The 4,832-nt window shown below is 72.1% G+C and carries 5 protein-coding genes and 1 pseudogene (1 of these 6 only partly in view); 5 read left to right on the top strand and 1 reads right to left on the bottom strand.

Annotation, left to right across the window (positions count from 1 at the left end):
• Window positions 1-364, bottom strand: a 364-nt coding sequence (locus ACFFCN_RS16310; RefSeq protein ID WP_375493339.1) for a GNAT family N-acetyltransferase, incomplete at its 3' end; no start/stop codon positions are given.
• Between the two features lie 105 nt (window positions 365-469).
• Here ACFFCN_RS16310 and rimO point away from each other — a divergent pair.
• The 5 genes and pseudogenes from rimO to ACFFCN_RS16285 form a co-directional block, all read left to right on the top strand.
• Entirely contained in the window at window positions 470-1,846 is a 1,377-nt protein-coding gene (rimO, locus tag ACFFCN_RS16305) for a 30S ribosomal protein S12 methylthiotransferase RimO (protein WP_375493337.1), read from the top strand.
• A 176-nt stretch (window positions 1,847-2,022) separates the two neighbouring features.
• Window positions 2,023-2,622 (top strand): CDP-diacylglycerol--glycerol-3-phosphate 3-phosphatidyltransferase, encoded by a 600-nt coding sequence (pgsA, locus tag ACFFCN_RS16300; protein ID WP_375493341.1) that lies wholly within the window; start codon window positions 2,023-2,025, stop codon window positions 2,620-2,622.
• 153 nt (window positions 2,623-2,775) lie between these two features.
• Window positions 2,776-3,135 (top strand): helix-turn-helix domain-containing protein, encoded by a 360-nt coding sequence (locus tag ACFFCN_RS16295; protein ID WP_375493335.1) that lies wholly within the window; start codon window positions 2,776-2,778, stop codon window positions 3,133-3,135.
• 166 nt (window positions 3,136-3,301) lie between these two features.
• Window positions 3,302-4,003 (top strand): TetR family transcriptional regulator, encoded by a 702-nt coding sequence (locus tag ACFFCN_RS16290; protein ID WP_375493333.1) that lies wholly within the window; start codon window positions 3,302-3,304, stop codon window positions 4,001-4,003.
• 178 nt (window positions 4,004-4,181) lie between these two features.
• Window positions 4,182-4,832, top strand: a pseudogene (locus tag ACFFCN_RS16285) (PspA/IM30 family protein) (it continues 159 nt past the right edge of the window).

The following is a 4,832-nucleotide window of genomic DNA, read 5'->3' as shown; positions in this document are numbered from 1 at the left end:
TCTCGACGAAGCCGGCGCGGCCGAAGAAGCCGGTGTGGAAGGTCAGCGCGAACAGCCGCGACAATCCCAGTTCGCGCGCGGTGCCGATCAATGCCTCGAGCAGGTCCACCCCGATCCGGCGTTTGGCGAGATCCGGGTGCACAGCGAGGGTGCGCACCTCACCGAGGTCGGCCCACAGCACGTGCAGCGCGCCGCAACCGACGACCGTCCCGTCGAGTTCGGCGACCAGGAAGTCCTGGACGTCCTCGTACAGCGTGACAAGTTCCTTGGCCAACAGTTTGCGGCCCGAGCCCGCATAGACATCGACGATCGCCTTGATGGCAGGCACGTCGGCGGTGCGGGCTCGACGCACGATCGCGGGCACGTCGACGACGCTAGCGCCCGACGCCCGCGCGGGACTCGACGCCTCGCGCTCCGCCGCGCGGGTAACCTCCCTACCGTGTCACAGCAGCCTCGTAGCGTCGCCCTCGTGACGCTGGGCTGCGCCCGCAATGAGGTCGATTCCGAAGAGCTCGCCGGGCGACTCGGCGCCGGGGGGTGGGCCCTCGCAGGCGATGCCGAGGACGCCGACGTCGTGCTGGTCAATACCTGCGGATTCATCGATTCCGCGAAGAAGGACTCCATCGACACCGTGCTCGCTGCCGCCGACGTCGGCCGCAAGGTCGTCGCCGTGGGTTGTCTGGCCGAGCGGTACGGCGACCAACTGGCCGAGTCGCTGCCCGAGGCGGACGCGGTACTCGGCTTCGACTCCTACGCCGACATCGCCGCACGCCTCGACGACATCGCGGCCGGCCGGCCGGTCGCCGCGCACACCCCGCGCGATCGCCGCACGCTGCTGCCCGTCACTCCTGTGCAGCGCCCGGCCGCAGCCGCCGACGTTGCAGTGCCCGGGCACGCGTGGCTGCCGAGCAACATGGCGCGGACGCGCCTCGACGACGCGCCGGTCGCGTATGTCAAGCTCGCGTCCGGCTGCGACCGGCGATGCACGTTCTGCGCCATCCCGTCGTTCCGCGGCTCGTTCGTCTCCCGGCCACCCGAAGACGTGCTGGGTGAGGCGAAGTGGCTGGCCGGTACCGGTGTGCGCGAGCTCGTGCTGGTCAGCGAGAACTCCACGTCCTACGGCAAGGACCTCGGCGACCTGCGCGCGCTCGAGGCGATGTTGCCGCGCCTCGGCGAGATCGACGGCATCGAGCGCGTCCGGGTGTCGTACCTGCAGCCGGCCGAGCTGCGTCCGGACCTGCTGCGCGCCATCGCGGCCACGGCCGGCGTCGCGCCGTACTTCGACCTGTCCTTCCAGCATGCGAGCCCGTCCGTACTCCGGCGGATGAAGCGCTTCGGCGGCACCGACGCGTTTCTCGACCTGCTCGCCCGCGCCCGGGGGATCGCCCCGGACCTGGGTGCCCGCAGCAACGTCATCGTCGGCTTTCCGGGTGAGACCGACGCCGACGTCGCGCAGCTCGAGCACTTCCTGTCCGAGGCCCGGTTGGATGCCATCGGCGTGTTCGGCTACTCCGACGAGGACGGCACCGAAGCGGCGGGGTTCGACGGCAAGGTCGACCCGGACGTGGTGGCCGAGCGCGTCTCGCGGGTCACCGCACTCGCCGACGAGCTGGTGGCGCAGCGCGCGGAGGACCGCATCGGCACGCGCGTCGAAGTGCTCATCGAGGGAGACGAGGACGGCGAGCCGGTCGGCCGTGCGGCACACCAGGGCCCGGACGTCGACGGCATCGTGCGGCTCATGGGCGGCGCGGCGGACGACCTGCAGCGTGGCCGTCTGGTGTCCGCGTTCGTCGTGGACACCGACGGCGTCGATCTGCTCGCCGAGCCGGTGGGCGCGTCGTGGTGACCTCGCGCGATCCCGCCGCGAGCACGCCGCTGGCCGCCCCGGCACCGGCCGCGGACCCCGCGCCACGCACCGAGGCGTCACGCATCGAGGCGCCACGCACCGAGGCGGCGCGCACCCGGGCCGCCCTCGCCGCGCAGTCGGCGGCGCAGGCGGCCCGTGACGCGTCGGCACGGCAGCTGCGCGAGGATCCGATCGGCCATCCGCCGAGCTCGGTTTCCGCGTGGAACGTGGCCAACGCGCTCACGGTGCTGCGGCTGGTGCTCGTGCCCGTCTTCGTGGCGGCGATGTTCGCGCACGGTGGCCACGCGACCGGCTGGCGGGTCCTGGCCTGGGCGGTGTTCGCCGTCGCGTCGATCACCGATCGCATCGACGGTGACATCGCGCGCAAGCGCAACATCGTCACCGAATTCGGCAAGCTCGCCGATCCGATCGCCGACAAGGCGCTCATCGGTGCCGCGTTGGTCAGCTTGTCCCTGCTGCACGAGCTCGCGTGGTGGATCACCGTCGTCGTGCTCGCCCGCGAGCTGGCGGTCACGCTGCTGCGCTTCTGGGTCATCCGGCACGGCGTGATCCCGGCCAGCCGCGGCGGCAAGCTCAAGACGCTGCTGCAGGCCGTCGCCACCGGGCTCTACGTACTGCCGCTGCACGGCTGGCTGCACGACCTCGCCGCGGTGATCATGTACGCGGCCGTGCTGGTCGCGCTGGTGACGGGTGGCGACTACGTGCTGCGGGCGGTGCGGCTGCGCCGCTCGGACCGCGTCGTCGTCGCCTCCTGACCGACAGCGCAGGAACAGCGTCGAGGAGTAGCGCGTTGTAATGCAGTGTTCGCCAGGAGCGGACGGCGCGGCGCCCAGCCATTGCCGGCACGCCCGCCCGGTACGGTGGCAGAACAGCCGTTGGCTGCCATGGCGGTCAGAAGGGAGTACGCGATGCCCGTTCTTCGACAGGTCGTGGGCGACACCCTGCGCGCTCTCCGCATGCGCCAGCGCCGCACGCTGCGTGAGGTCTCCGCGACCGCGCGCGTCAGCCTCGGCTATCTGTCCGAGGTCGAACGCGGGCAGAAGGAACCGTCGTCGGAGTTGTTGGGCGCCATCTGCACCGCGCTCGGTGTCGAGCTCTCCGAACTGTTCGCGCAGGTGAGCCAGTCGCTGCGGCGCGAGGAGAAGCTGGCGCTGACCAATCGGGTCGCGCTGGTCGGCAACGCTGCGCGGCTTACGCCGGCCCCCGCCGCCGACGGTGGATCGGCCGCGAACGTCCAGGTGCACAGCCTGCCGACGGTTGCAGCCTGACTTTTCGCGGTCCACTTCGTCACATCTGCACCATCAGTCACAGCCTGTGCGACGTGCCGTCGCGCCTCCCCGCCGCATGACCCGCCGTCGGTAATTTTTTCGCCGAGGCCAGTCGGTGCCATGAGGGGTGCGCACCGCAAGCCGAACTCGCGAGGAGACGCCGCCGATGTCCGGTCCGCTGTTCGACACGTTGTTCCGCCCGACCACCCAGCCGGGCGCGTCGTCGGCACCGCCGGGGCAGCCCGCTCGGGCGGACGCAGCCGAGCGCGACCTGGCGTCCGCGCCACCGCAACGCACTGCCGGATCGCACACCCGGGCCGGTAATGCCATGGCCCGCACCCGCGCGGCGCTGCTCTCCGGGGCGGCTCGGGCCGTGGAGGCCACCGGCCTGAAGATCACGATGTCGCAGGTGGCTGCCGCGGCGGGCGTCGCGAAGGCCACGCTGTACAACCACTTCCGCACCCGGGACGCCGTGCTGGACGCCGTGCTGCTGGATCAGGTCTCCAGGCTCGTCGATGCGCAGGCCGACAAGCCGCTCGAGACTGCGCTGGCCGACGCCGCCCGGGCGATTGCCGACAACCCGGTTCGCCGAGCTGTCGCGCGGTTGGAACCGGCCGCGCTCGCCGGTCTCGGGCGCATCGACACGACTGCGCCGGCCTGGCAGATCGCGCACACCGGCGTCGCCGCTGCCCTGGACGCCGCGGGGCGCGGTGGCACCGACACCGTGCTGCGCTGGCTCGCGTCGTTCATCCTCACGCCCGCGGCGCACGACAGCATCGCCGCCGACGTCGCGGTTCTCGTGGCCGGCCTGCCGCGAGTCGCGGCTCGTGCTGTCGACGCACACGTCGAGCAGGCTCGTTCGGCCTGATCAGCCGGCGCGAATCCGGCTGCCCGTCGGCAGGGCTGAGTATTCGTGCCGATGCGCCGACCGTCCCCGGGATATTCGATCGAAGACGTCAGACCGGTCGCCACTCGGCGGCCGGTGTCCACGCCGCCGACCCGGTCCGCGCACCGTGCGAGTCGGCGCTCGATCGAGAGGCCGATCGATGTCTCGTCCCAACCCCGTCGCCCGCAGCTGGCTCTACCTCTCGGCGTGGTTCGACACGCAACTCGACGAGCACGCCGACCCTCGGGTGCAGGTCGAGCAGGCGGTCTCCGAAGCCCAGCGCCGGCACGAAGCGCTCACCGCGCAGGCCGCCGTCGTGCTCGGCAGCGAGCGGCAGGTCAACCTGCAGCTCGAGCGGCAACGCGCGCGGGTCGCCGATCTCGCGCCCCAGGCCCGGCAGGCGCTGGTGCTCGCTGACGCTGCGCGCGCGGACGGCGACGACGAGCGCGCCGAACAGTTCGACCTCGCGGCGCAGGCCGCTGCCGAGCAGCTGGTGACCGCCGAGGCGACCGTCGACGAACTCAGCGGTCTCGCCACGCAGGCCGCCGCGGCATCGGCCGACGCGCGCCGCGCGGTGCAGCTCGATGCGAGCACGCTGCGCGCCAAGATCGGCGACCGCACCGCGCTGCTCGCGAAGCTCGAGCAGGCGAAGATGCAGGAGCGGATGGCCGACTCGTTGACCGAGCTGGCCGGCTTCGCCGCTCCCGGCAACGTGCCCACCCTGGATCAGGTGCGCGACCGGATCGAGCGGCGCTACGCGGTCGCGACCGGGCGTGCCGACCTGGCGCGCGACGAAGGCACGTCACGCCTG

This window comes from uncultured Jatrophihabitans sp., from assembly GCF_964246335.1.
GTDB lineage: Bacteria > Actinomycetota > Actinomycetes > Mycobacteriales > Jatrophihabitantaceae > Jatrophihabitans.
This window is presented reverse-complemented; position numbering and strand designations above follow the sequence as displayed.